This window comes from Myxococcus dinghuensis (assembly GCF_024198235.1).
Taxonomy (GTDB): domain Bacteria; phylum Myxococcota; class Myxococcia; order Myxococcales; family Myxococcaceae; genus Myxococcus; species Myxococcus dinghuensis.
Genome location: NZ_JAKCFB010000007.1, coordinates 101,264 through 125,643, shown reverse-complemented (window position 1 = coordinate 125,643; position 24,380 = coordinate 101,264). Strand labels below are relative to the sequence as shown.

Here is a 24,380-nt window from a genome sequence, read left to right as displayed (position 1 = left end):
CGAGGCCCCACCCTACTCCACCGACAGCGGCAGCTTCACGGTGAAGGTCGTGCCGCCGCCCACCGTGCTCTCCACGGTGAGCCGACCCCCGTGGTTCTCCACGATGCCCTGGCAGATGGAGAGGCCCAGGCCGGTGCCCCTGCCCTCCGGCTTGGTGGTGAAGAAGGGCTCGAAGATGCGCTGGAGGTGCTTGGGGTCGATGCCCGTGCCGGTGTCGCGCACCGTCACCACCGCGTCCTGCCCGTCGCGCCGCGTGGAGAGGTACACGGCGCCGCCCGGCTGCATCGCGTGGCAGGCGTTGGTGATGAGGTTGACGAAGACCTGCACCAGGTTGGCGCGCACCGCGGACAACGGCGGCAGCTCCATGTACTCGCGGTGGACGCTGACGCGGGCCTGGGCGACGACGTGCTCGCAGAAGCCCACCGCCATGTCCACCACGGCGTTGAGCTGCACCCGCTCCGGCTTGTCCTGCGCCGGGCGCGCGTAGCTGACCAGGTCGCGCGTGAAGCGCAGGATGCGGTGGCTGCTCTCCAGGATTTTCCGCAGCTTCTCCTGGTCCGCGGGGTTGGCCCCCGGCGTGGTGCGCGAGCGCTGGAGCAGCGCGTCCGCGTACGTGGCCACCGCCGTCATGGGGTTGTTGATTTCGTGCACCACGCTGGCGGCGAGCTGCCCGATGGAGGCCAGCTTCTCCGCGTGGATGATGCGCTTCTCCAGCTCCTTCACCACGGTGATGTCCTGGCCGATGGCGATGACGCCCTCGACCTCGCCGTGGTGGGCGAGCATGGACGACGTGGCGAAGGACACCCGCACCTCGCCGCCGTCGCGCGCGAGCAGCCGCGTCTCGAAGCTGTTCACCGACTCGCCGCGGATGGCGGCGGCGATGACCTGGGACAGCCGCAGGTGCTCGCTCTCCGGCACCAGCCAGAAGATGTCCTTGCCCAGCACGTCTTCCTTCCGGAAGCCGGTGAGCGCGCTGAGCGCCTGGTTGAACACCACCACCTGCTTGTCCCGGTTGGCGACGAGGATGAGGGCGTTGGCCTTCTCCAGCAGGTCCTCCAGGTACTTGCGCACGAACGTCAGCTCGTCGATGAGCTTGGCGTTCTTCACCGCCACCGCCACCTGGCTGGCGAGCTGGAGCAGCACGCGCTCGTCGTGCTGGACGTCCGCGTCGAAGCCCTCCGGGTACTCCATGTTGATGGCGCCGAAGAGCTGCCCGCTGGCGACGAGCGGCGCGCTCACGCCGTGGGTGCTGCCCAGGAACAGCAGCGGCACCTCGCCCAGCACGGCCACGCGGCCCGAGGGCAGCGCCGCGCGGCTCAGGTTCAGCTTCTCCACCGCGCGCTGGAGCAGCACCAGCGGCTCGTGGGCGCCCTCCTTCAGGCGGCCCTCCGCGTAGAGCGAGGTGAGCCCGCCGGTGCGCGAGTCGGTGATGCGGATGCAGAACGAGCGGCCGGGGAACAGCTCCTTCACCCCGCGCGCCACGGCGGCCACCAGCTCCTCCTCGCCGCCGACCTCCGCCACGCTGCGGCCCAGGTCGAGCAGCACGCCCTCGGTCCGCGCCTGCTCCAGCAGGGCCTTCTCCGCCACCACCAGCCGGCTGCGGGCGAGCTCCGGGTCGTTGCGCGCGCGCACGGCCACCACCTCGCCGCGGCGAGACAGCGTCAGCACCGCGCCCGACAGGCCCATGCCTCCCAGGGCGACGTCGCAGCTCGCGCCGTCGGCGGGGAGGACCCCGGCCCCCGCGAGCGTCCGCGTGACGTCCTCCACGGAGAAGTGGTGCTCCACGCAGAAGCGATGGAAGGCGTCGTTCACCATCACCAGCCGCAGCGACGCGTCGCACATGGCGGCGGGGGCATCCAGCGCCTCGAAGAAGGCCTGGAAGGCTTCGGGTCCCGGTCCATCCGGGAGTCGCATGGCGCGGGTCTCAGTCTTCATGGGAGGTGGCCTTGTCCAGGTCGAGAATCTGCTGCTCCCCCATGTACGACTTCGTCTCGTAGCGGGTGATCTTGCCGATCTTGCGCACGATCTCCGCCATGCGCTCCGCCTCGCGGTAGATGATGTCCACCGGCTTCCAGGCGAAGTCCTCCTCCTTCAACTTGCGCTTGAGCAACTCCGCGTACCCCATGACGGAGGTGAGCGGCTGGTTCAGCTCGTGCGCGGCGGTGCCGGCGAGCGCGACGATGACCGCGCTCTTCTCGCTCTCCTCCAACCGCGTCTGCGCGTCCGACAACTTGCGCTCCAGCTTCATCCGGTCGCGCATGTCCGTGAAGATGCCGACGCTGAAGACCTCGCGCCCGGTCTCGTAGACGATGGACGCCGTCATGTTGACGGGGACCCGTTCACCGGAGCGGTGGATGAGGTCCTCGCGCGTCAGCGACATGCGCCCCTTGCCGCCGTGCTCGGTCCCCCGGAGCGTGGCCATGATGCGGCGGGCGACGCCGGGCGGATACAGCCGCTCCGCGGTGAGGCTGCTCATCGCCTCCTGGGCGGTGTAGCCGACGAGCGCCTCCGCGCCCTTGTTGAAGAGGATGATGCGCCCCTTCAGGTCCGCGGCGATGATGGCGTCCACGGACGAGTCGATGAGCCGCTCCAGGAAGTCCTTCGTCTGGCGCAGCTCGTCCTCCAGCTTGCGCGCGTCGGTGACGTCGCGGAAGGAGAGGATGGTCGCGGCGTCCTCGTCGCGCAGCGGCGCGGCGGACATGGACAGCGTCAGGCGGCGCCCCAGCGCGGTGCACACCTCCACGTCCACGCCCGAGCGGGCCTCGCCCCGGGACGCGGCCGTCACCAGCTCCATCAACACGCCGTCGTCCACCGGCTGCGTCACCTGGTGCAGGTGCCGCCCTCGCGCCATGTCCGCGGGCATGTCCAGCATCGCCGCGCCGGAGGGGTTGAGCGACAACACGCTCGCCTTGTCGTCGAGGATGGCCACGCCCTCGCTGACGTTGGCGAAGAAGAGCTGGTAGGGCTTGAAGGAGGCGGCCTGTTCCTCGGCGGCCAGGCGCGCCGTCTTCTCCGCCTCCGTCTGGCCCCGCACCGTCTGGAGCACGGAGGCGTTGCGCAGCGCCACCGCCGTCGCGTGCGCCACGGTGGTGAGGAAGTCGATCTCCCGGGGCGTGAAGGTGCGCCGCCGTCCCGCCGCGCGCAGGAGCAGCACGCCGCGCACCTGGCCCCGGACGGGCAGCGGCAGCGCGGCGATGGCGTGGATGCCCCGGGCGGCCACCGCGCGGCGCTCCACGTCGCCGAGCAGCGGGTGCGTGGGCGCCTCCTCCATGACCACGGGGCGCCCGGTGCGCATGACCTCGCGGATCTCCGGGTAGCGCGACAGCTCGATGCGCAGGTCCTTGAGCGCCGGGTCGTCGCTGGCCGCGACGATGATGCCCTCGTCCGCGCTGCGCCCGAGCATCACCAGCGTGGCGCGGGCGATGTCCAGCTTCTCCGCCAGTCGCCGGGTGACGCCGTACAGGAGCGCCTCCACGTCGGGGCTCTCCGCGTAGTCCGCCGTCAGCTCGAGCAGGAGCGACATGTCCTCCTGGCCGCGCTCCTGGCTCTCGCGCTCCATGTGGCGGCTGGCGGCGCGCTGGAGCCGGAAGACCAGCTCGTGCGCCACCACGGGCGTGGTGAGCACGTCCAGCGGGCGCAGGGGCTCGGCGGCGGCGAAGCCCTGCTCCCCGGGCTCCACCAGCACCACCAGGGAGAGGCGCGGCGCGCGGGGCGAGTCGAGCAGCGCGGCCAGTGCGGGGCCGCTGCCCGGCGCGGTGAGGTCCACCAGCGCCAGGGACGCGCCCTCCACGCCATCCACCACGCGCAGCCCCGCACGCGCGGCCGCCGCCGCGAGCACCTCCCGCGCGGCCGAGGCGGGAGGCACCAGGGTGATGCCGAGAGCGAATTCCAGCGAGGACGGCACGTGGCGAGTAGGGTCCAGTGGGGGGAGCCCTACTCTACACGCACCAGCGGCTCAGGGGCAGTCCGACTCGAATGCCCCCAGGTCGGGGGCGCCACCGCAGAAGGTCAGGCCCACCCCGAGTCCCGCGTTCCTCGCGGGCGAGGTCGGACCCAGGCGGAAGTCACCTGTGTCGATGTTGACGAAGGCCGGGGACTTCTCCATCGAGCGGCGGTCCAGTCCGCTCGAGGAGCGCCAGTCAGCGAATCCCCGCTCGGAGCCGTCGAGCTGGAAGCGCGCGGCGCCGGACGTGCTGAAGTAGAGGTTGCCGTCCACGACGGCGCCGGAGCGCCCCGAGCCCGCACGGACCCCCAGGCCACAGCCCGCGAAGATGTTGTTCCGGACATCGAGGCTCGCGCTGGCGCCGGTGTCGCCATGACCGAAGGTGAGGCACGCGCCGGGCATGTTCCACACGGTGTTGTGGAGCACCTTGACGGTGTTGGAGGTGTCCACGCGGATGCCCCCGCCGTCCTCGCTCCCGCCGAGCCCATCCCGGATGAGGTTGCGCTGGACGGTGATGCGGGTGGGCGGCGCGTTCACGCGGGTGCCGCCGATGTTGATGGCGCGGCCGTTGCCGTAGAAGACGTTGTCCTCCAGCGTGACGTCGGACGCGGAGAGGTGGACCACGACGCCCTCGCCCCGCGAGGTCGAGGTCGCCTTGTGCCCCCAGATGACGTTGCCGCGCAGGGTGACGCGGGTGCAGGTCTTGATGTCGGCGCCGTTCTCCCGGTTCTCGTGCAGCTCGTTGTCCTCCACGAGGAGGTTGTCGAAGGGCGTGCCCGTCACGGTGGCGCCTCCCTCCGGGCCGATGCACTGCACGCCGTCACCGGAGTTGTGGTGGATGTCGTTGCCGCGCACCACCACGTTGCGCGCGGTGGTCTGCACGATGACGCCGTGGCTGTCGCTGCTGCCCTTGTCGAAGTGGGAGATGGTGTTGCGCTCGATGAGGATGTCGCTGGCCTTCTCCGACACGTTGAGGCCCGCGCCCGCGGTGCCGTTCTTCGCCACGCAGTTGCGCAACACGCCGTGGTGCGTGGCCGCGCCGCGCCACAACACGGCGAAGGTGGGGGTGCCGGCGGCGTCCAGCGTGAGGCCGTCGACGGTCCAGTAGGCGCCGCGCACGTCCACCAGCGCGGATTCGCTGGCGCCCGGCTTCACCACCGGCGACGCGCCGGGAGCGGCCTTGACGGTGAGCGGCTTGGACGCGGTGCCACCGCGCTCCTCCAGCTTGAGGCGCTCCGCATACGTTCCGGTCTTCAGGTAGATGGCCTCACCCGGCGCGATGAGCGTCAGCGCGCGCGACACGGTGCGCAGCGGCGCGGACTCGGTGCCCGAGGCGCTGTCGCTGCCGGAGGGCGACACCCAGAGGATGCGCGAGTAGGTGGGCGCGGGAGGCGGCGTGGGCTCGGGTTCGGGCTCGGGTGTGGGGGTCGGTGTCGGCGTGGGTTCGGGCGTCGGCGTCGGCGTGGGAGCGGGTGCTTCGCCGGGGGACTCGGGCACGTTCGGCGTCGACGGCGAGGGGGTCTGCGGCGAGCCCGTGGAGGGGGATTCACCGGTGACGGGTGGCGCTCCCGTGGTCAGGGTGAACTCGCCCTTGCCATTGCATGCCAGCAGGGCGAGCAGGGCGGCGGAGCAGCAGGTCGTCAGCAGCGTCGGGCGTTGGCGCATCCTGTCGGACTCCTCGTGTGGGTCGCGATGCACGAGGCGCTCGCGAGGACGGCCGCCAATCGGGGCACGCGCCCTGTTCATTCCCCGGCCCGGTCGCAACCCTCGCCTGTCGGGCCGAGGGGGAAGAAGGCAGGTGATGCGATTCCGCGAGGTTGGAGGACGCGAGGCGCGCCTTCACGCGTCAGCGTGGGCGAGCAGGCACCTGGGTCGGGAACGGTGTGTCTTCACGCGGGGAGAAGCGTGACTCCTGCATTCGCGAGCGGGCGTGCGAGGGGCAGGCAGAGGCGTCACGTGAGCCCGTACGCGGGTCGCGGCACGGCGGGGAGGCGGGGGCTGGCCTCCGCGTTTCCCTGTGCGCGAGCGGGGGACGCGTGCAATGTAGCGGCGAGGACGTCGAATCGGAGGGGAAGGCCATGATCGTGTTGGTGACAGGGGCCACGGCCGGCTTCGGGCTGGCCATCGCGCGTCGCTTCGTCCGGGATGGCTCGAAGGTCATCGCCACCGGGCGGCGCACGGAGCTCTTGGAGAAGTTGCGGGAGGAGTTGGGGGAGCGGCTGCTGCCGGTGACGCTCGACGTGACGGACCGCGACGCGGTCCAGCGGGTGGTCGGAGGGCTGCCCGCGGACTTCGCGGAGGTGGACGTGCTGGTCAACAACGCGGGGTTGGCGTTGGGGCTGGAGCCGGCGCAGTCGGCGAAGCTGGACGACTGGGAGGTGATGGTCGACACCAACGTGAACGGGCTCCTGTACTGCACGCACGCGGTGCTGCCCGGCATGGTGGCGCGCAACCGGGGCCACATCGTCAACATGGGCTCGGTGGCGGCGGAGTATCCGTATCCGGGAGGCAACGTGTACGGCGCCACGAAGGCGTTCGTGCAGCAGTTCAGCCTCAACCTGCGCGCGGACCTGCTGGGCACGGCCGTGCGCGTCACGGACATCGAGCCGGGGCTGGTGGGTGGGACGGAGTTCTCCAACATCCGCTTCCGGGGCGACGACGCGCGCGCCGCGTCGGTGTACGCGAACACGCAGGCGCTCACGCCCGAGGACATCGCGGACGCGGTCCACTGGGTCGCGACGCGCCCCGCGCACGTGAACATCAACGTCATGTCGCTGATGCCGGTCTCGCAGTCCTTCGGGCCGCTCCCGGTGAAGCGACAGGGCTGAGACGCAACGCGGGCGGACTTCGTTTCGGAGTCCGCCTCCGCGCCTCGTCACCTCACAGGTCGTTGCCTGTCCCCAGGATGTCAGAGGTATGGTGCATCCTGCACGGATGAACGAGAACCTCCAGGCGCAGGGCGACGGGCGTGGCGAGCGAGGGCAGGACGAGCGGAGTGCAGGGAGCGCCATGAGCGACAAGCCACCGCGACCGCCGAGCGTCCGTGAGGAGTTCGAGCGGCTTCCGGAGCACGTCCACGCGGAAATCATCGATGGCGAGCTTCACATCAGCCCCCAACCCGCGCTTCCCCATGTCCGCTCCGGCCACGAGGCTGGGGGTGCTCCTCGGCCCGTTCGACCTGGGCAGCGAGGGGCTCGGGGGCTGGATCATCCTGGACGAGCCAGAACTGTATCTGACGCGGGGAGACATCCTCGTCCCGGACCTGGCGGGGTGGCGACGGGAACACATGCCGGCGCTGCCTCGGGATGCGGCCCTCACCCTCCCCCCGGACTGGGTCTGCGAGGTGCTGTCACCGTCGACCGAGGTGCGCGACCACGGACGGAAGATGGAGGTCTACGCCCGGGAGGGTGTGAAGCACCTCTGGTTCGTGGACCCACGTATCCAGACGCTGGAGGTCTTCGCGCTTCGTGACGGGACGTGGGAACGGCTGGGGTCGTACACGGGTGACGCACAGGTACGTGCCGAGCCCTTCGAGGTCAAAAACATGAACCTCCATTCACTTTGGGGGCGCTGACCCCTGCGTCCCCGGCGCGCCTTGGGCTAACCTGGGCGGCATGAGTGACTCGGATCGCCCGCCACACCCCAAGGGGCTCCTCGTCCGGGGGCTGAAAGCCCTGGGCCACCTCACCCACCCGGACACCCGCTCGGGTCGCCTCTTCACCCGCGCCGAGCAGGGCCTCACGCGCGCCCTCGCCCGCGTCACCGAGAGCCCCACGTACCTGCGCGCCAGCGGCACCCTCATGCGCCAGGGCTTCAATGCCCGCATCCGGCGCAACAGCTTCGTGGAGGGCGCCCTGCGCTCGCTGCGACTGCCCACCGCCTCCGAGGTGGAGCTGCTCCAGGACCAGTTGCGCCGCGTGAACGACCAGGTCGAGGCGCTCGGCTCCCAACTGGAGGTGGTGGTGGACCTGCTCCACAAGCAGGAAGCCGCCGAGCACGCCTCCGCGCCTGCCGACACGACCCCCAAGTCCAGCGACCCGACATGACCGCGTCCACCACGCAGCGGCTGCGCTCCTTCGTCACGGGACAGGTCGAGCTCACCCGGGCCGTCGCCCACGCCTTCAAGAGCCGCCCCTTCAATCCGTACCCCTACCTCAAGCCCTTCATCGAACGGGCCGCGGGCGTGCGCGAGCCCCCCATCAGCGCCACGCCCCACACGGTGGTGTACACGCGCGGCAGCATGCGCCTCTTGCGCTACGCCGCGCCGCGCCGCCGCCACCGCACGCCCATCCTGTTCGTCTATTCGCTCATCAACCGCTGGTACATCCTCGACTTCCAGCCCGGCCGCAGCCTCATCGAGCACCTCACGCGCGACGGCTTCGACGTCTACGCCATCGACTGGGGAATCCCGGGCCAGGAGGAGGAGCGGCTCACCTGGTCGGACCTGCTCGGCGGGCTCATCCAGACGGCGGTGCGCTGGACGCTGCGCGTGAGCAAGAGCCGCGACCTGACGCTCTACGGCTACTGCATGGGCGGCACCATGGCGCTGGCCTACACGTCGCTCTATCCGGAGGGCGTGCGCAACCTGGTGGCCCAGGCCACGCCGGTCGACTTCAGCAAGGGCGGGCTCTACACGCTGTGGACGTCGTCCAGCCACTTCGACGTGGACTCGCTGGTGGACGCCTACGGCAACGTGCCCACGCCCGTGCTGGAGAGCGGCTTCCTCATGGCCGCGCCCGTGCAGCGCCTCACGCGCTGGCTGGAGGTGTGCCGGCGCATCGACGACCCGGACTTCGTCTCCACCTTCCTCGCCATGGAGCGCTGGGGCTCCGACCCCGTGCCGTTCCCCGGCGAGGTGTATCGCCAGTACATCAAGGACTGCTACCAGCAGAACCTCTTCCACCAGGGCCGAATGAAGGTGGGCGGCGACCCCATCGACCTGCGGCGCATCCAGGCCGCCCTGCTCAACGTCATCGCCGAGCAGGACACCATCGCCTTCCCCGCCATGAGCGAGCCGTTGCTCGGGCTCGTCGCCTCCAAGGACAAGGAGACGCGGCGCTATCCCGTGGGCCACATCGGCCTGTCCGCCTCCAGCAAGGGCCCCACGCTCGTGTGGCCCTCCATCTCCGCGTGGATCGCCGCGCGCTCCCAGTCGATGGAGCCATGATTCCCTCCTCCAGCAACGACGCTTCCTCCGGCACGGGCGTGCGGGTTCGCGAGAGCCACGTGCGCCTGCGCGACGGCCGCCGCCTGGCGTATGTCGAGGCCGGTGACCTCGACGGCCTCCCGGTCTTCTTCATCCACGGCAACCCCGGCTCGCGCTACATGCGCCACCCGGACGACCGCATCGCCCATGCGCTGGGCGTGCGCCTCATCATCCCGGACCGGCCCGGCTATGGCCTGTCGGACTACCAGCCCGGGCGCACGCTGCTCGACTTCCCGGGCGACCTGGAGCAGTTGGCCGACGCGCTGAAGGTGGGCCGCTTCGCCCTCTTCGGCGTGTCCGCAGGTGGCCCGTACGTCGCCGCGTCCGCGTGGCGGCTGGGCGAGCGCATCACCCGCGTGGCCATCGTCTCCGGCGCCTCTCCGCTCAAGCGCCCGGGGGCGATGGAGGGCGTCAACCGCGAGTACCGCAACGCCTACTCGCTCGCCGCCTGGCCCGAGTGGCTGCTCCACCCGTTGATGGCGATGCACGACCGGCAGGTGCGCGCCAACCCCGAGCGGGCGCTCGCGGGGCTCATCTCGCACTCGTCCCCGGCGGACCGCGAGGTGCTGGCGGATCCCCTCATCGCCGCGCAGGTGCACGGCTGGCGACGCGAGGCCACCCGGCGAGGCGTGGCCGGCATGCGACGCGAGGCCCACATCCTCGCGTCCCCGTGGGAGGTCCCCCTGGAGGAGATTCGCCAGGAGGTGGACCTCTGGTACTGGGAGGGCGACAGCATCGTCCCGCCGCAGATGGGGCGGTATCTCGCGGCGCGCATCCCCCGCACGGTGCCCCACTTCCTCCCGGGCGGCGGGCACTTCTCCCTCTATCCCCACTGGCGCGACATCCTCGCGCCGCTCACGCGCCCGGGCGCATGAGGTGACGAGGACGGGCATGCTCCAGCGGGCCTTCATCCAGGAGGAAGGTCACGGGCGGATGGAGCCCGAGATGCGTCAACTGCTGGAGGGGCTGCATGAACTGGGCATCCCCACCGAGTGCTTCACCCCCAAGCGCCTGGAGCGACGCCAACTCCCCCTGGCCCCCGACACGCTCGTCGCGGGTCACGTCCCCTCCGTGCTGGGGGCCTTGAAGCAGCTCGGCCTCGAGCCACCGCCGACGAACGACTACCCCGCGAGCCTCCAGTCCCTCCTCCACCGGCGCCTGTGGCGGAGCACGGTGCGGCAGCTCACGGCCGACCTGCTCGACACCGCGAGCGCCCCGGTGTTCGCCAAGCCGCTGGGACGTCGCAAGCGCTTCACCGGCCACGTGTTCCAGGACGCGGACGACCTGCTGTACCTGGAGCGGGCCGGGGCGAGCACACCGCTGCTCTGCTCGACGGTGGTGCGCTTCCGCAGTGAGTCCCGCGCCTTCGTCGTGCGGGGCGCCCTGGTGGGGCTGCGCCACTACGCGGGCGACCCCACCGTGTCCGTGGACCCGGCCCTCGTCGAGGACGCCGTGCGACGACTGGAGTCCTCCGGCGAGGCGACGGCGGGCTACGCGCTCGACTTCGGCGTGCTCGACACGGGAGAGACGGCGCTGGTGGAGTGGAACGACGGCTTCTCGCTGGGCGCCTATGGCCTGCCCTCCGTCGACTACACGGCACTCACCGTCGCGCGCTGGTGTGAGCTCACCGGCCTCACCTCGCGCGCCGATGCGGGCTGAGAGCGTTCACTCCCCGACGCCCACCTTGCCTCGGAGCGCCGGGCACCCCAGCTTGGCGTCCGGCCGGAGGGCGGACTTCATCTCGGGGAGTCGACATGAGACGGTGGTGGCAAGGCACGGCGACGCTGACGCTCTGCGCGGGTCTGGTGCTCGGCTGTGGTGGCGGTGACGCCTCCCCGCCGGAGCCCCCCGTCGAGGAGGAGCCCCCTCCCGAACCCGAGCCCCCCACCCCACCGAAGCCCCGCCCCGGAGACACCCGCTGGACGGTGCACACCCGGACGGCGGGCGGACAGGACGCCATCGCGGTGGCCTCCGACGGCCTGGGCGGTGTCGTCGTCCTCGGGAGCTCCACGCCCACGGAGGAGGGGACCTCCGCGTCCGACGCGGGGGACCGGGTGCTCACCCTCACCCACCACGGCGCGGAGGGACAGGTGGTGTGGGCGCGGCGGTTCGTCCCCGAGCCCTCGGAGTCCACGGTGGCCAGCGCGCACGGCACCTGGTTGGCCGTGGGCCCCACGGGTGAGCTCTTCCTCGGGGGCAGGGTCGAGGGTCGCTTGAGGTTGGGAGAGAGCCTGGTCACCGACAGCCACTTCATCGCGAAGCTGGCCGACGACGGCACGCCGCTGTGGGCGCGCGCCACGGGCGCGGTGAAGGCGGTGACGCCGGACGTGGACGGCGAGGTCCTGGTGGCCCACGGACGGCTCGTCACGCGCTACGACCCCCGAGGCGCCGCGCGCTGGTCCCAGGAGATTCCGGCGATGACCTCCGCGTCCGCCGTCGCGCTGGACTCGGACGGAGGCGCGGTGCTGGCCGGGCGCCGTCCCGTCACCCCCTTCGAGAGCATCGGCTTCATCGCGCGCGTGTCCCCCGTGGGGGAAATCTACTGGGAGCTGGAGGTGGGGCCGGACGCGCCCGTCTTCACCCAGGTGGCGTTCACCCACGACGGAGGCATGCTGCTCACCGGCGACCTCGGCGCCCCGCTCCACTGGGGAGGCGCCGTGCTGTCCCCCACCTGCGTGGACGACGTCTGCCCGCGCACGGCCTTCGTGCTCGCGGCGGATGCCGCCGGGCGGCCGCTCTGGAGCCACGTGGCGGACAGCGGTGGCCTCGAGGGTTCGCTCGAAGCGCGCGTGGCGCCAGACCCGGAGGGTGGTGGCGCGGTGCTCTGGCGCGGCACGTGCGGCGCGGAGCTGACGCGGCTGTCGCCCCGGGGCGAGCCCCTGTGGCATCAGGCGCACGTCGCGGAGCCGTGCGCGGCCTCCCCGTCGTTGACGGACCTCACCTTCGTCTCCGGCGGCGACGTGGTGGGCGTGGGGAGCTTCCGCGGCACGCACAGTTTCGCGAGCGGCGGAGACTTCACCGCGGATGATTCGGACCTGTTCCTGCAGCGCTGGGTGCCGTGAACCTCACAGCGTGTTCGACGCGACGGGGACGGGGACGGGCTCCGGGGACTCCGGGAGCGGCTCTCCGTCCGCGCCCAGCACCACGGGCTTGATGCCCAGCTTGCGCTCCACGAAGCCGTGGCCCAGGTAGATGAACGGCGTCAGGCCCACGGCGATCAACAGCTTCACGAAGTACGACGTGTAGATGATGCTGAAGATGGTGGCCGTGGGCAGCACACCCGACCACGCGACGAACTGCACCACCGTCGTGTCGATGAGCTGCGACACCAGCGTGGAGCCCGTGGCGCGCAGCCACAGGAGCCGGTTGTTCGTGACGCGCTTGAGCAGGTTGAAGATGGCGATGTCCGCGAACTGGCCCACGAGGTAGGCCGCCATCGACGCCACCAGGATGCGCTGCGAGCCGGAGAAGACGTTGTTGAACGCGCTCTCCACGGTGCCCTTGAAGTCCGGCGCGCGCGTCAGCGGCGCCCACGGCACCTGCACGGCGATGGCGATCACCCCGTACGCGAAGATGGCCATGAAGAAGCCCACCCAGGTGACGTAGCGAGCGGCCTTCTTGCCGTAGAACTCGTTGAGGATGTCCGTCAGCAGGAACGTCACCGGGAAGGGCAGCATCCCGATGGACATCACGGCCACGACGGGACCGAGGTGCGCCTCGAAGAGCTTCACCCCGATGAGGTCTCCGACGACGAGCGAGGTGACGAACACCGCCGCCAGCACCACGAAGAGCTGCATCCGCCTGTCGAGGTTCATCCTGTCTTCTTCCTTGTGAGCCGAGCCCGCGTCATACCGCGCCTGCCTCGTCCAGCAGTAGCCCCCGGCCCCACCGGACGAGCCGGGTGGGGCCCGGGCTCCCGCCCGCCCTCAGAGGTGACGCTCGGCGTGAAGTCCCGGCGCCGCGGGCTCGTCGTGCGGGTAGTACGAGGTCCCCGCCACGGGCTCCAGCGGCGTCACGGGCGGCTCGTCGGAGAGGGCGTCCGACTCCAGGGGCAGGTAGCGCGGCCGGTACACGCACAGCACCGTCTGCTCCGTCGAGGACGGGTTGTCGTAGCGGTGCGGGAAGCCCCGGGGCCAGTGGAAGGCCATGCCGCGTTCGACCGGTCGCCCCTGGGACAACAGCCCGGGCCCGAGCACCAGCTCGCTCTCCTCTATGCGGGGGTTCGCCCGCGCGGGGACGCCGCCGCCGGGCTTCACGCGCAGGCGGTAGATGCCGTAACCCGCGCCCTCGTGGATGGCCTCCACCCTGCCGAAGGACCGCTCCTCGCTCGCGTACACCATCTCCTCCGCGGTGCGGTGCACCTGGAGCGACGGCGTCGCCACGCCACCGAGCGCCAGCGGCTTGATGACGCGCACCGTGGCCGCGAGCACCTGCGCGCGCGGCGCATCCCCCGTGGGCGGCGCCAGCAGGTAGCGGCTCACCGCCTCGACGGAGGACTCCAGCAGCTCGAAGCGACAGGCCTCCAGGAGGAAGCGCAGCTCGCCCGTCAGCCGGCCATAGTTCACGGTGTTCGCCAGCCGCCCGCCCGTCGCCGCGCTGCGCGTGTCGAGGAAGAGCGCCACGTCCAGGCGCAGGGGCTGGGCCGTCACGCGCTCGCGGTTGTAGATGCCCACGACACAGTCGACGGTGAGGCCGCGCAGCTCGATGATGTCCAGCGGACGGCCGTGGGCATCGGTGACGTTGGGGGGCTGGAACGCCTGCTCCGCGCTCATAGCTGCACACTCCTGCCGCCGTCGACGGCGATGACCTGGCCGGTGATGTAGGGCGCCTCGCGCGCGAGGAAGACGACCGTGCGCGCGATGTCCTCCACCGTGCCCGAGCGGCCCATGGGCACGCGGCGGAGCACCTCCTCCCGCGCGGCCTCGTCGAAGCTCTCCGGGAAGGCGGCCACGCCGGGCGAGACGGCGTTGACGCGCACGCGCGGCGCCAGCTCCACCGCGAGCGCCCGCGTCAGCATGAGCAGCCCCGCCTTGCTCACCGAATAGTGCGCGTAGTGGCTCACCGGCCGCTCGCCGCCGATGTCGGTGATGTGCACCACCAGCGGGTCCTTGCCGGCGTGCAGCGCGGGGAGCAGCGCCTGGGTGAGGAAGAACGGCGCGTCCAGGTTCACCGCGAGCATCGTGTGGTACTGCGCGCGGGTGATGGCGGCGAAGTCGACGCGCTCGTAGAGGGCGGCGTTGTGCACCACGACGTCGAGCGCGGGCCAGGCCTCGCGCACCCGGGCGGCCAGGAGCTCCACGGCGTCGGGCTGACCCAGGTCGGCGGCGTGGAGGGTGACGCGGCGGCCCAGGGCCCGCAGCTCCTCGGCGAGCGCCTCGAGCGGGACGATGGAGCGATTCGCGTGGAGCGCCAGGTCATACCCGGCATGAGCGAGAGCCCGAGCCACCGCGCTGCCCACGCGGATGCCGGCCCCCGTGATGAATGCGGTGCCCATGCGGCGCACTGACTAACAGGCCGCGCCGCGAAAGGCACCGGCGGACTGAGAAACACGAAGGGCGATGCCGGATACCCCCGTATCCCGGCACCGCCCCTCGCTTCTTCCCGTTCCCCCCGGAACGATTCCTTCAATCCCCGTCGACTACGGGTGGTAGCTGGCCGTGCGGTAGACCGGGCGCCAGTCGTTGCGCTCGTGCGACACCCAGACCCACTCCGTGGTCTGCTCGTACCGGCCCGGCACCCAGCGCTGCTCGAAGCGGCCCTCCGTGCAGTGCGTCACCCGGCCATGGCGGCCCCGACGCTGCTCCGTGCAGACCTCGGGCACCCACACCCGCTCGTAGCGGCCCTCGACCCAGCGATTCACCGTCTGCATCTCGTAGCGCCCCTGGGCGCGCGGCGGAGGACGCGGCGCGGGAGCGTGGTGGCAGTCGCGCGAGTGGACGTGGGCCTCGTAGTAGTCGCGGTGGTTGTCGCGGCGGTCATCCCGGCGATCGTCGCGGCGGTCGTCGCGGCGGGCCTGCTGCCCCGCCCAGTCGCGCACGCTGCCGTCCGCCGCCTGGGCCGCCGTGGAGCCGAAGAACATCGTGCCGAGAACCAGGGTCGCGATCGCAGTCTTGAAAGCCATGTCCTTCAACCTCCGTCGTCCGTGTTGAACCTTCTGACGGGGGTCCCTCCGGAACATTCAATCCCTCGGAGATGAGGCATGGCTCCGATGTAGGTCCTACATCCCCCCGGACAGGGCGCGGGCCTCCGCCTCGGCGACGAAGCGCTCGGCGGTCCGGGCCTCGTCCACGTAGAGCGCGGTGAGCCACTCGATGAAGAGGCGGACGCGCGCGGGCAGGTGGCGGGAGGCGGGGTAGAGGATGCTGGAGGGGAGCGGCTCACTGTGCCAGCCGGGCATGAGGAGGCGCAGCTCGCCGCGCTGGAGGCGCGCGCGCACGTCCGCGGAGCACGGCGTCTGGAGGATGCCCAACCCGGCGATGGCGAGCGCGATCCACGTGTCGGAGTCGTTCGCGGCGACGAGGTGACGCGCCATCCGCACCACGGGCTGCGCGTCCGGTCCGCTGCCCGGTGGGCGCCAGTCGACCTCGAACACGCGGCCGGTGCGCGAGGAGAAGTAGTTCACGAAGACATGGCCCTCGAGTTCGTGGGGCGTGCGCGGCGTGCCCCGCGCGGCGAGGTAGCTCGGCGCGGCGCACGTCACCACCGGCAGGTGCGCCAACCGGCGGCCCACGAGCGACTCGTCGTGCACGTCGCCGCCGCGCACCACGCAGTCCACGCCCTCCGCCACCAGGTCCACCGGGCGGTCGCTGGAGCCCAGTTCCAGGACGATGTCGGGGTGGCGCGCGAAGAACCCGGGCAGGGCCGGTGCGATGAGGTGGCGCCCGGCCGCCGCGGGGACATCCACCCGGATGCGGCCGCGCGCGCTCGCGGCGGAGTGCCCCAGCCCCGACTCCACCTCCGCCAGGTCCTTCAGCAGGCGGCGGACCTCCTCGTAGTAGAGCGCGCCGTCGGTGGTGAGCGACACGCGCCGCGTGGTGCGGTGGAGCAGCCGCACACCGAGATGCGCCTCCAGCGCCTGCAGCTCGGTCGTCGCGCTGGTGCGCGGCATCCGCAGCGCCTGGGCCGCGGCGGTGAAGGAGCCCGTCTCGACCACCCGGAGGAAGAGCTCCATCGCCCGAAACCTGTCCATCGCGCTCGCCTCCCTGCCCGGATTGGTCGGAAATTCCGACCAGCCCATTCCATGCGGCGCAGTTTATCGCCCGTGCGCCGAACAATACATCTGGCTCACCGCGCACGGTGTTCCAGCGGCCAGCCAGCGGCGCTGGAGCGGCGGGAGCGGGATGTCGCACCCAGGTTCTTCCTTCAAGGAGCAGCGCCATGACGACCCAGATGACCACCCGTCGGCTCGGCCGCACGGGCCCCACCGTCTCCGCCCTCGGCCTCGGGGCCATGGGCATGTCCGACTTCTATGGCCCGGCGGACGAGGCGGAGAGCATCGCCACGATTCACGCGGCGCTCGACGCGGGCATCACCCTCATCGACACCGGGGACTTCTACGGCTCCGGCCACAACGAGCTGCTCATCCGCGAGGCCCTGCGGGGCCGCAACCGCGAGAAGGTCGTGTTGTCGGTGAAGTTCGGCGCGATGCGCGACCCGGCCGGCAACTTCGGTCCGGTGGACCTGCGCCCGCAGGCGGTGAAGAACTTCCTGGCGTACAGCCTGAAGCGACTGGGCACGGACTACATCGACATCTACCGTCCGGCGCGCATCGCGGGCGAGACACCGGTCGAGGAGGTCATGGGCACGCTCGCGGACCTGGTGAAGGCGGGTTACGTGCGCCACGTCGGCCTGTCGGAGGTGGGCGCCAGCACGCTGCGCCGCGCCGCCGCCGTGCACCCGGTCTGCGACCTCCAGATCGAGTACTCGCTGCTGTCGCGCGGCATCGAGGCGGACATCCTCCCCACCGCGCGTGAGCTGGGTATCGGCGTGACGGCGTACGGCGTGCTGTCACGAGGCCTGCTGTCGGGCCACTGGAACCCGCGGCGGGAGCTGACCTCGAGGGACTTCCGCGTCAACAGCCCCCGCTTCCAGGGCGACAACCTCCAGCACAACCTCGCGCTCGTGGAGGCGCTGCGCGAGGTGGCGCGGGCGCGCGGCATCGAGGTCGCGCAGGCGGCCATCGCCTGGGTGATGTCGCGAGGAGACGACATCGTCACGCTCGTCGGCGCGCGCTCGCGCAAGCGGCTCACCGAGGCGCTCGGGGCCGCCGAGGTCGCCTTCACCGCCGCGGATCTGCAAGCCATCGAACAGGCCGTGCCAGCCGGCGCCGCCGCGGGCGAGCGATACCCCCAGGCCGCCATGGCGCACCTGGACAGCGAGAAGCGGGCGTAGCCCCTTCCTCCCCGGGATGCGGTACACCGGGGAGCACCATGTTCCACCGCCAAGGGCCCACCCTGCTGGAGCTGGCCGAGCAGGCCTTCTCGTCCGTCGAGAGAGGCTACGACCTGCTCGCCCCCAAGTTCGACTACACGCCGTTCCGCACGCCGGACCCGGTGCTCCAGGCCGCCGTCGAGGCCCTGGGGCCACCGGGCAGCGTGCGCGACGCGCTCGACGTGTGCTGCGGCACCGGCGCCGCGATGCGCATGCTGCGCCCGCTCGCCCGCGAGCGCGTCGTCGGCTTCGACCTGAGCCAGGGCATGCTGGAGGAGGCGGAGCGGCGGCTGTCCGGCGCGCCCGGCACCGCGGCGCTGGAGTTCGCCCGGGGCGACGCGCTGGACCTGCCCTACGACGCGGCGTTCGACGTCGTCACCAGCTTCGGCGCGTTCGGCCACATCCTCGAGGAGGACGAGCCCCGACTGGTGCGAGGCATCGCTCGGGCGCTGCGGCCCGGCGGTCGGTTCCTCTTCGTCACCGGCCACCCGCCCTCCCTGCTTCATCCGGGTCTCTGGATGGCCAGGGGCTTCAACGCCGCCATGCGCGTGCGCAACGCGCTGTGGAAGCCGCCCTTCGTCATGTACTACCTGACGTTCCTGGTGCCCCGGGCCCGGGCGCTGCTGGAGGCGGAGGGCCTCACCGTCGAGGTGCGCGACGGCATCCTCCCCCCACCCTTCACGCCGCTGGCGACGGTCATCGCCACGAAGCGCTGAGCGCTACTTGCCGTCGGTGGCCTTCGCCGCGCCCTTCTCCAGGCCGCGGTACACCGACTCCAGCCAGACGTCCTGCTTGATGAAGCCCTCTCCGTAGGACTTGTACTTCTCCGGCAGGCCCTCGGCCTTCACCTGCTCCAGCGTCTTGCCCGCGTCACGCCGGGTGCGCACGAGCGACACCGTCTCGCGCAGCATCGCCACGAAGCGCTCCAGGCCCGCGCGGTCCGTCAGCGCGCCGTGGCCGGGGATGATCTTCACGTTCGGCGGCAGCGTCTGGAGCACCTGCTCCACGTTGCGGACGTAGCCGTCCAGCGAGCCACCGCTGCCCACGTCGATGAAGGGGAACGCGTCCAGGACGAACTGGTCACCGGTGTGCATCACGTTGGAGCTCGTGAAGTAGACCAGGGTGTCGCCGTCCGTGTGGCCCGCGGGCAGGTGCGTGAGGCGAACCTCCTCGCCGTTGAAGTACAGCGACATGCCCGTGTCGTAGGTGATGACCGGCAGCGCCTCCTTCTTCGCGGGGGCGATGGTCCCACCCGGTCCGTCGTTCCGACCCGCGACGAGCCGCGTCCGCACCTCGCGCTGCGCGACGATGCGGCCCTCGCGCCCGAACACCGCGTTGCCGCCGGTGTGGTCGGGATGCCAGTGCGTGTTGAGCACGTAGGAGATCTTCGCCTTGCTCAGCTTGTCGAGCGCCTTGTGGATCTTCGGCGCCAGCGGCTCGAACTGGTCATCGACGATGAGCAGGCCGTCCGGGCCCACCGACACGGCGATGTTGCCGCCCGCGCCCATCAGCAGGTGCACGTTGCCGGCGACGGGGGTGCTCGTCACCTGCACCTTCTCGAAGCCCGTGGGTTGGGCGAGGGCCAGCGAGGGCGCCGCGACGAGGACGGCGAGGACGCTTCTCATGGGGGAGCTCCGACGGACACAGCGGGGTGTGGGAGACGGGGTGGCACGATAACCATCCGCGTCGCACGGGGCCCGCAAATGCACGCGACTCACCGCGCCGTGTAGTCCACCGCCTCCACGGTGTATTCGACGGCGCCCCGGGGACGCTCCACCAGCACGGCGTCCCCCACCTCCTTGCCGAGCAGCGCCCGCGCCAGGGGGGACTCCACGCTCAGCCGCCCCGACTTCACGTCCGCCTCGTCAGGGCCGACGATGCGGTAGCGCGTCCGCGCACCGTCCTCGTCCTCCAACACCACCCAGGCGCCGAAGAACACGCGCCCGGCCCGCGAGCCGTCCGGCTCCACCACGCGGACCTCCTCCAAGGTCGCCGCGAGCTGCTGCACCCGACGCTCGCGCTCCTTGCGGCGCACGCCGGCCTCCAGGGGCGTGAGCCCCTCCGCCCCACCATCCGGCCCCTGCAACGCCGACAGCTCCTCCTGCAGCGCGCGGTATCCGTCGGGGGTGATGTAGCGCTTCTCGCCGGACTCGGACCGGGGGCGCGGCGGCACCACCACGTCGTCCCCGCCCGAGTCCTCCTTCGTGAATGCCTTCGACATGCCCTTCTCCACTCCCCCGTCCGAGGACGTCCCGCTCACGAGATGTACCGCGCCCGCCCTCCAGGTGGGGGAGGAAGCGGTGGCGCCCATCCCGCGCCTTCACAGGCCGCTCACGTTCAAGGAGTGCATACGGGCGAAGACAGGCAAGCCCGTGGCTCCGTGGAGGCGTCTCCTGGAGCGCCCGCCTGATACCAGGGCTTGCTCGGGCTTCGAGCGCGCATCAGCCACTCGTCGCCCGAGCGCACACGCAGGGTCCGCGCGTGAGACCGCTTCGCGCGTTGGGAGGCCGCTCACGACGACGCGCGGCACTCCCGGGGAACCTGGAGGCGCAACGCCCTCGTCATGGCGAGCGGTGAATCCCCCTTCACGAGGGAACTCGAGTCCCCTCGGAGGCGACGCTGTTCACGTGCGTGGACATCCGGGTCACGCGGGGACGATTTTCGCCCGCTCCGCGCGGACCGCGACTCCGTGAGGAGACTCCACGCGAGGCGACAGCAGGGCTCGCGTGGAGGACCGGGAAGCGACTCAGGTCGCCGGGGCGGGCGGGGTCGCGGAGGAAGGCGCCTCCGGAGCGGCGGGCGTCTGCGGAGCGCTCGGCTCGGTCTCGGGAGCCGCCGGCGTCTCGGGCGCGACAGGGGCCTCGACGGTGGGGACCGGCACGATGCGGTAGGACGTCACACCGCGCGGGTTGATGACCTCGACCAGCGGGTTCTCCTTCAGCAACGTGCCGGAGACCTCGACCTTCACGATGCCCTCCGCGTCGCTGGTCGCGGACAGGCGCGTGCGGCCCTCACCAGCGAGGACGCGGGCGCCCTCGACGGGCTTGCCGGCGCCGTCCACCACGCGCAGCACCACCGTCTGGCCCGCGGTGACGCTGTCGGAGCCGGGCGCCTGCACGACCTGCTGGTAGGTCGGGCGCAGCGCACAGGCGGAGAGCAGGGAGGAGGCAACGAGGGCGGAGGTCAGCAGGGCTCGACGGAGGCTCATGGCGATTCCAGATGGACGTGAAGGGGACAACGGGCCGCGCAGCATAGCCGCAGTCACCCTCCCGCCAAGCCCGCCACGACGCCTCGTGCCCTGCATTCCCGAGAATCCAGGGGAAGGAGTCGGGGGGCCGCAAGCAGGCCCGGCTTCCGAGGCGGACGGCGGCCCTTCCGCATCTCCACCGCCGATGCCACCTGAGAAACAACCGGGGAACTTCGTCCCCCAGGGAGGCCTGGAGTCATGGTCGAGATGATTCGCACCGACAGGAAGTCCGCGACGCCCCCTTACGTCCGGGACGTCCGTCGCGACTACCGCTACGAGGAGCTGCCACCCGGTATCGGGATGCGGGACGAGAACTTCCAGCTTCGCCACAAGCGCTTCCTCGTCAGCGTGGCGGTGATGTTCATCACCAGCCTCCCGCTCTTCTTCGCGCCCCTCTTCAACGGGCTGTTCGCGGGCGCCCTCGGCGGATACCACGCGGGCCGGATGAAGCGGGCCCTCTCCGCGGCGGTCGTGTGTGGCGTGGGCGTGCCGCTCATCATCGCCCTCGCGACCTTCCTCGCCGGCAACAACTCGCTGCGCATCTACTCCGGCCTCGGTTTCTGGGTCTGGGCGGTGCTGCACTTCATCAGCGTCCTCGTCGGCGCGGCGACGGGGGCCGCCAGCCGGCCCATCACGTCCGAGTACTTCACCGGACCTCGAGACCTACTGCCAGCCGGCGGTCCACGGTTCCATCCCACCATGAGGACCGAGACGGTGACTCGTGTCGAGCGGGTGGAGACAGTGTCCCCTCCCAGCGCAGTTGTGCGCGAGGAGTGAGCAACACACCGAAGGGCCCGGCGCGGCCCAGCCACCACTCCACCTGGAGCGAGGCCCCCGCCTCGTGGACGAAGCGCGAATCCCCCATGCGCCAGGTGGGGGCATAGGCCGCCTCGACGCGCACCGCATTGGCCCCAGAACCCGGCAGCCCCGACCGATGCACCAGTGAGAAGCGGGGCCCCGCCGCAGGGGCCAGCATGCCCTCGCTCCAGTGCATGCGCGCCAGACCACCGATGCCCAGCGCGGTGAAGCGGGAGAAGCGCTCCGCCTCGTCCACCACCACCAACGCCTCCGCCTGCACCGTGGCCCGATAGGGCAGAGGCCGCGAGGCATCCGAGGCCACCCGCGCCTCCGCGCCCCAGCCCAGCGAATCCCAGACCGACTCGCGAAAGCGGGGCAGTTCGCGCTGCAACGTGCGGTAGCCCAGCAGCGTCATGTCGGTGGACACCAACCGGGGCATGCCCCAACGCGGCTCCACCGACAGCTCACCATCCAGGACCCGCAGCTCGCTGCTCGGCTGGAAGCCGTGCAGCCTCGCGTCGCCCAGCGCCTCCGCCATGCCCGCCGTCCGCACGCTGACCACGGGCCTGGGCCCCCCCACGTCGGGGAAGTCCATGCCCACGCTCACCACGGTGCGCCCCGCGCCGGAGTCCCGAAGCGCCGACGCGGCCCATGCGGACTCCGCCGCCACCTTGCGTCGATGGTCCTCCCCCAGGAAGGCCATCGGGTCCACCTCCGACAACACGCCGTCGTTCAGCTCGCCCTGTGCGTCGGTCGCGGCGGCGAAGGCCGCCTCGGTGCGCTCGGCCCGGACGAGGGCCTTCAACTCCTGGGGCGTGGGCAGACGTCTGGGGGCGGTGGCCAACGCGTCCTGGAACACGGTGGTCCGGTCCAACACCGCCAGCTTCCGCTGGAGCGCGTCCTCCCGCTCGAAGACGCGCTGACGTTCACGCAGGCCCGCCGCGGCGGAGCCCTCCACCGGTGCATTCACGGAGAGCAGCCGGGTGCGATCGATGCGCAGCCGCTCTCCCTCGGCGCGGTCCACCGCCGCGCGCTCCACCCGCACCGCGTGCGCCACATACGCGTGCAGCAGCTCACGCACGGAACGCCGAGCGGCCCCCGTCGACGAACCGAGCACCCCGCGCACGAGCGCTGGCAACTCGAGATAGGCCGCGCGCCGCGCCTCGGGCTCGGGTGACTGGAGTCGCTCGTCCAGGCGTCTCAGCCTCGCGAGCCCTGTCTCATCCACCTTCCCCACGAGCCCATCCAGCGCCGCGTCCCTCGACACGCTCGCGCGCACCGCGCGGTCCCCCGTCGACTCGAAGGCATCTGGCACGAGCGCCAGCAACGGCCCCGCGCGACCGTCCTTGCCGAGCACCTCCACGCGCGCCAACACGTCGAGCGTGGCGGTGGGCAGCACCCACAACGTCCCGGGGGCTCGGACCTCGCGGCCCTGCTCCAGCACACCATTGAGGAGGAACAGGAGCGCGCTCGCGCAGTTGTCCGTGAAGAAGTAGTAGCCCATGTACCCGCGACGCTCGAGCTCCCACACCCGCTCCAGCATCCGCGCCTCCTCGCCTCGCGTCAGCCGGAGGTGGAAACGACGGATGGTGCGCTGCTCCAGCTCCAGCGCCTCGTGCGCGAGGTCTCCCATCGTCCCGGTGAGGAAGACGGTGTCGTAGCCGCCCGTCATCCCCTTCACCACGTACCCCAGCCCCCGGGGCTCCATGCCCGTGAGGGCCACGAGCTGCACCACGCGCTCGAACGTCGGCCCACGCACCCGCGCGCCCTCGCGCCAGACGGGCTTCAGCAACAGGTGGCCGAAGAGGGACTCCGGCTGGCGCCCGGTCGCGGCCACCAGCAACACCTCGAAGTGGGAGAGCAGGTCCAGCTCCGCCCAGGCATCGAAGGCCGGACACGCTCCGCGCCACGCCAAGGCCCCCAGGCCCGAGTCCTCCACCAATCGCGCGAACGCACCGGCCTTGGAGAACTCCTGACACCTCACGCGGTCATCGACGTTCAACGCGTCCTCGCGCAGCGACTCCACGGGGACGAGCAGCTCCTCCGCGAAGGTGACGAGGTCGAGCGACGCGCTCCGCGCGCCCAATGCGCGGCTGAAGGCACCGGCATAATGGAGGCGAGCCTGCTCCTTCCAGACGAGGGGACGCTCGAACGGGTTCATCCAACCCGAGAGGCGCCGCCATTGCGCGTCGCGACTCCACCCGAGCGCGTCGTCCCACCGCTGCACCACCGCGTGCACCACCGCGCGCCGTCGCCACAGCCGCTCCGCCTCCACGTCCGTCAGTCGCGACAGCCGCAGCATCGCCCGCCGCTCGGAGGACGGGGCGTAACGGTAGAGGTGGAAGCGCCCCCGCCCCTCCGACCAGTCGGGACGCTCGGGGCTTCCATCCCCCAACCCCAACGGCGCGGACGCCGCGTGCAGGACCAGCTCCAGGGGCCCCCCAGGGAAGCGGCGCATCGCGGGTGGCAACGCCGCGAGGCCCGCCTCCACGTCCGAGACGAGGGCCGCGTCCCATGCCTCGGAGCCACGCAGCAGGAGTCCCCGTCGCTCCAAGGCCTGGAGTCGCGTCACCAGCCCGGTGGCGACAGGGTCCACGTCGTCGGGACGCGCCGGGGAAGCCACGTCCCGAGGGACAGCAGTCATCAGGGCGTCCGGACGGGCTGGCCCTCGTGAGGTCGACGGCCCGGCGCCCCCATCCACGGCCCACGCGGGCGCACTCACCGACAAGGTCGGCAGCAGGCAGAGCAGCGCCAGC

Annotated in this window: 21 protein-coding genes; 9 read left to right on the top strand and 12 right to left on the bottom strand. The window is 71.4% G+C overall.

Annotated elements, in window-relative coordinates; genetic code table 11:
- Positions 1–12: 12 nt before the first annotated feature.
- From LZ198_RS12660 to LZ198_RS12650, 3 genes are read right to left on the bottom strand one after another with little or no spacing between them, the layout of a single operon-like run.
- Complete coding sequence (locus LZ198_RS12660; protein ID WP_407667419.1) at positions 13–1,935, bottom strand: ATP-binding protein; 1,923 nt, start codon at positions 1,933–1,935, stop codon at positions 13–15.
- A complete protein-coding gene (locus LZ198_RS12655; protein ID WP_253972186.1) occupies positions 1,925–3,904 on the bottom strand; it encodes a PAS domain S-box protein in 1,980 nt (659 codons plus the stop codon). Before LZ198_RS12655 ends, LZ198_RS12660 begins: the two co-directional genes overlap by 11 nt.
- Before the next feature lie 51 nt (positions 3,905–3,955).
- On the bottom strand, positions 3,956–5,608 hold the full coding sequence (locus LZ198_RS12650) for a right-handed parallel beta-helix repeat-containing protein (RefSeq protein ID WP_253972185.1): 1,653 nt from the start codon (positions 5,606–5,608) through the stop codon (positions 3,956–3,958).
- A gap of 413 nt (positions 5,609–6,021) precedes the next feature.
- Here LZ198_RS12650 and ydfG point away from each other — a divergent pair, with 413 nt between their 5' ends.
- From ydfG to LZ198_RS12615, 7 genes are all read left to right on the top strand, one after another.
- Positions 6,022–6,771, top strand: a complete 750-nt coding sequence (gene ydfG / locus LZ198_RS12645; RefSeq protein ID WP_253972184.1) for a bifunctional NADP-dependent 3-hydroxy acid dehydrogenase/3-hydroxypropionate dehydrogenase YdfG — start codon at positions 6,022–6,024, stop codon at positions 6,769–6,771.
- A 263-nt stretch (positions 6,772–7,034) separates the two neighbouring features.
- The gene (locus LZ198_RS12640) at positions 7,035–7,517 is read left to right on the top strand and encodes a Uma2 family endonuclease (protein ID WP_323382465.1); all 483 of its coding nucleotides are present in this window, start codon (positions 7,035–7,037) and stop codon (positions 7,515–7,517) included.
- 40 nt (positions 7,518–7,557) lie between these two features.
- Positions 7,558–7,989, top strand: a complete 432-nt coding sequence (locus tag LZ198_RS12635; RefSeq protein WP_253972183.1) for a hypothetical protein — start codon at positions 7,558–7,560, stop codon at positions 7,987–7,989.
- On the top strand, positions 7,986–9,110 hold the full coding sequence (locus LZ198_RS12630) for an alpha/beta fold hydrolase (RefSeq protein WP_253972182.1): 1,125 nt from the start codon (positions 7,986–7,988) through the stop codon (positions 9,108–9,110). The genes LZ198_RS12635 and LZ198_RS12630 overlap by 4 nt, the downstream gene beginning before the upstream one ends.
- Positions 9,107–10,024 carry an alpha/beta fold hydrolase gene (locus LZ198_RS12625; RefSeq protein ID WP_253972181.1) on the top strand — a complete coding sequence of 306 codons (918 nt, stop codon included), beginning with the start codon at positions 9,107–9,109 and terminating at the stop codon, positions 10,022–10,024. Before LZ198_RS12630 ends, LZ198_RS12625 begins: the two co-directional genes overlap by 4 nt.
- A 16-nt stretch (positions 10,025–10,040) precedes the next feature.
- Positions 10,041–10,808: an ATP-grasp domain-containing protein gene (locus LZ198_RS12620; protein WP_253972180.1), complete on the top strand. Its 768-nt coding sequence runs from the start codon at positions 10,041–10,043 to the stop codon at positions 10,806–10,808.
- Between the two features lie 95 nt (positions 10,809–10,903).
- Positions 10,904–12,211, top strand: a complete 1,308-nt coding sequence (locus tag LZ198_RS12615) for a hypothetical protein (protein WP_253972179.1) — start codon at positions 10,904–10,906, stop codon at positions 12,209–12,211.
- Between the two features lie 3 nt (positions 12,212–12,214).
- Here LZ198_RS12615 and LZ198_RS12610 read toward each other — a convergent pair whose 3' ends face one another.
- The 5 genes from LZ198_RS12610 to LZ198_RS12590 form a co-directional block, all read right to left on the bottom strand.
- The gene (locus LZ198_RS12610) at positions 12,215–12,964 is read right to left on the bottom strand and encodes a queuosine precursor transporter (protein WP_253972178.1); all 750 of its coding nucleotides are present in this window, start codon (positions 12,962–12,964) and stop codon (positions 12,215–12,217) included.
- A 111-nt stretch (positions 12,965–13,075) separates the two neighbouring features.
- A complete protein-coding gene (locus LZ198_RS12605; protein WP_253972177.1) occupies positions 13,076–13,921 on the bottom strand; it encodes a dihydroneopterin aldolase in 846 nt (281 codons plus the stop codon).
- On the bottom strand, positions 13,918–14,643 hold the full coding sequence (locus tag LZ198_RS12600) for an SDR family oxidoreductase (RefSeq protein WP_253972176.1): 726 nt from the start codon (positions 14,641–14,643) through the stop codon (positions 13,918–13,920). Before LZ198_RS12600 ends, LZ198_RS12605 begins: the two co-directional genes overlap by 4 nt.
- A gap of 144 nt (positions 14,644–14,787) precedes the next feature.
- Positions 14,788–15,270 (bottom strand): hypothetical protein, encoded by a 483-nt coding sequence (locus LZ198_RS12595; RefSeq protein ID WP_253972175.1) that lies wholly within the window; start codon positions 15,268–15,270, stop codon positions 14,788–14,790.
- Positions 15,271–15,366: 96 nt separating this feature from the next.
- On the bottom strand, positions 15,367–16,338 hold the full coding sequence (locus LZ198_RS12590; RefSeq protein ID WP_253972174.1) for a LysR family transcriptional regulator: 972 nt from the start codon (positions 16,336–16,338) through the stop codon (positions 15,367–15,369).
- A 188-nt stretch (positions 16,339–16,526) separates the two neighbouring features.
- Between LZ198_RS12590 and LZ198_RS12585 the strand changes: the two genes are divergently transcribed.
- Both LZ198_RS12585 and LZ198_RS12580 read left to right on the top strand, forming a co-directional pair.
- Entirely contained in the window at positions 16,527–17,540 is a 1,014-nt protein-coding gene (locus LZ198_RS12585; RefSeq protein ID WP_253972173.1) for an aldo/keto reductase, read from the top strand.
- Between the two features lie 38 nt (positions 17,541–17,578).
- Positions 17,579–18,295, top strand: a complete 717-nt coding sequence (locus LZ198_RS12580) for a class I SAM-dependent methyltransferase (protein WP_253972172.1) — start codon at positions 17,579–17,581, stop codon at positions 18,293–18,295.
- 3 nt (positions 18,296–18,298) lie between these two features.
- On the opposite strand, the gene LZ198_RS12575 is transcribed toward LZ198_RS12580, so the two are convergent.
- The 4 genes from LZ198_RS12575 to LZ198_RS12560 form a co-directional block, all read right to left on the bottom strand.
- Complete coding sequence (locus LZ198_RS12575) at positions 18,299–19,204, bottom strand: MBL fold metallo-hydrolase (protein WP_253972171.1); 906 nt, start codon at positions 19,202–19,204, stop codon at positions 18,299–18,301.
- Positions 19,205–19,293: 89 nt separating this feature from the next.
- On the bottom strand, positions 19,294–19,800 hold the full coding sequence (locus tag LZ198_RS12570; RefSeq protein WP_253972170.1) for a GreA/GreB family elongation factor: 507 nt from the start codon (positions 19,798–19,800) through the stop codon (positions 19,294–19,296).
- Positions 19,801–20,325: 525 nt separating this feature from the next.
- Entirely contained in the window at positions 20,326–20,787 is a 462-nt protein-coding gene (locus tag LZ198_RS12565; protein ID WP_253972169.1) for a YajG family lipoprotein, read from the bottom strand.
- A gap of 685 nt (positions 20,788–21,472) precedes the next feature.
- A complete protein-coding gene (locus LZ198_RS12560) occupies positions 21,473–24,268 on the bottom strand; it encodes an Lnb N-terminal periplasmic domain-containing protein (RefSeq protein ID WP_253972168.1) in 2,796 nt (931 codons plus the stop codon).
- Positions 24,269–24,380 lie beyond the last annotated feature (112 nt).

What these genes read in the sequence shown, in the direction of transcription:
- LZ198_RS12660 (WP_407667419.1), bottom strand. Translation starts at nt 1,935, where the DNA reads ATGAAGACTGAGACCCGCGCCATGCGACTCCCGGATGGACCGGGACCC.
- LZ198_RS12650 (WP_253972185.1), bottom strand. Translation starts at nt 5,608, where the DNA reads ATGCGCCAACGCCCGACGCTGCTGACGACCTGCTGCTCCGCCGCCCTG.
- ydfG (WP_253972184.1), top strand. Translation starts at nt 6,022, where the DNA reads ATGATCGTGTTGGTGACAGGGGCCACGGCCGGCTTCGGGCTGGCCATC.
- LZ198_RS12640 (WP_323382465.1), top strand. Translation starts at nt 7,035, where the DNA reads ATGGCGAGCTTCACATCAGCCCCCAACCCGCGCTTCCCCATGTCCGCT.
- LZ198_RS12635 (WP_253972183.1), top strand. Translation starts at nt 7,558, where the DNA reads ATGAGTGACTCGGATCGCCCGCCACACCCCAAGGGGCTCCTCGTCCGG.
- LZ198_RS12630 (WP_253972182.1), top strand. Translation starts at nt 7,986, where the DNA reads ATGACCGCGTCCACCACGCAGCGGCTGCGCTCCTTCGTCACGGGACAG.
- LZ198_RS12625 (WP_253972181.1), top strand. Translation starts at nt 9,107, where the DNA reads ATGATTCCCTCCTCCAGCAACGACGCTTCCTCCGGCACGGGCGTGCGG.
- LZ198_RS12620 (WP_253972180.1), top strand. Translation starts at nt 10,041, where the DNA reads ATGCTCCAGCGGGCCTTCATCCAGGAGGAAGGTCACGGGCGGATGGAG.
- LZ198_RS12615 (WP_253972179.1), top strand. Translation starts at nt 10,904, where the DNA reads ATGAGACGGTGGTGGCAAGGCACGGCGACGCTGACGCTCTGCGCGGGT.
- LZ198_RS12610 (WP_253972178.1), bottom strand. Translation starts at nt 12,964, where the DNA reads ATGAACCTCGACAGGCGGATGCAGCTCTTCGTGGTGCTGGCGGCGGTG.
- LZ198_RS12605 (WP_253972177.1), bottom strand. Translation starts at nt 13,921, where the DNA reads ATGAGCGCGGAGCAGGCGTTCCAGCCCCCCAACGTCACCGATGCCCAC.
- LZ198_RS12600 (WP_253972176.1), bottom strand. Translation starts at nt 14,643, where the DNA reads ATGGGCACCGCATTCATCACGGGGGCCGGCATCCGCGTGGGCAGCGCG.
- LZ198_RS12595 (WP_253972175.1), bottom strand. Translation starts at nt 15,270, where the DNA reads ATGGCTTTCAAGACTGCGATCGCGACCCTGGTTCTCGGCACGATGTTC.
- LZ198_RS12590 (WP_253972174.1), bottom strand. Translation starts at nt 16,338, where the DNA reads ATGGACAGGTTTCGGGCGATGGAGCTCTTCCTCCGGGTGGTCGAGACG.
- LZ198_RS12585 (WP_253972173.1), top strand. Translation starts at nt 16,527, where the DNA reads ATGACGACCCAGATGACCACCCGTCGGCTCGGCCGCACGGGCCCCACC.
- LZ198_RS12580 (WP_253972172.1), top strand. Translation starts at nt 17,579, where the DNA reads ATGTTCCACCGCCAAGGGCCCACCCTGCTGGAGCTGGCCGAGCAGGCC.
- LZ198_RS12575 (WP_253972171.1), bottom strand. Translation starts at nt 19,204, where the DNA reads ATGAGAAGCGTCCTCGCCGTCCTCGTCGCGGCGCCCTCGCTGGCCCTC.
- LZ198_RS12570 (WP_253972170.1), bottom strand. Translation starts at nt 19,800, where the DNA reads ATGTCGAAGGCATTCACGAAGGAGGACTCGGGCGGGGACGACGTGGTG.
- LZ198_RS12565 (WP_253972169.1), bottom strand. Translation starts at nt 20,787, where the DNA reads ATGAGCCTCCGTCGAGCCCTGCTGACCTCCGCCCTCGTTGCCTCCTCC.
- LZ198_RS12560 (WP_253972168.1), bottom strand. Translation starts at nt 24,268, where the DNA reads ATGACTGCTGTCCCTCGGGACGTGGCTTCCCCGGCGCGTCCCGACGAC.